This is a genomic window from Mesorhizobium sp. GbtcB19, assembly GCF_019091085.1.
Taxonomy (GTDB): domain Bacteria; phylum Pseudomonadota; class Alphaproteobacteria; order Rhizobiales; family Rhizobiaceae; genus Mesorhizobium.
The window spans coordinates 1-270 of sequence record NZ_JAGXJY010000235.1 but is presented as its reverse complement, the minus strand read 5'-3'; the positions used below and the strand labels follow the sequence as shown (position 1 = coordinate 270).

The following is a 270-nucleotide window of genomic DNA, read 5'->3' as shown; positions in this document are numbered from 1 at the left end:
GAGATAGATCTGCAGCGTGTTGAAGACATCCGGCAGGTTGAGGCCGAGAAGCTTCGCCCTGCTGCGGTCGAGGTCGTAGTTGAACTGCGGCGTCGAGGTCGAGAAGGACGAGTACAGCTGCTGCGGATTGAGCTCCGGCTGCTTGCGCGCCTCGGCCAGCAGCGCCTGGGTGACGTCGTTCTGCGCCGCGCTGCCGCGGCCCGACAGTTCCTCCACCTGGTATTCGAAGCCACCGGTGGTGCCGATGCCCGGGATCGAGGGTGGATCGAA

Annotated in this window: 1 protein-coding gene; it reads right to left on the bottom strand. The window is 64.8% G+C overall.

Annotated features, from left to right (window positions below):
• Positions 1–270: efflux RND transporter permease subunit (locus tag KVT37_RS32250; RefSeq protein WP_217579033.1), on the bottom strand; the 270-nt coding region annotated here is incomplete at both ends.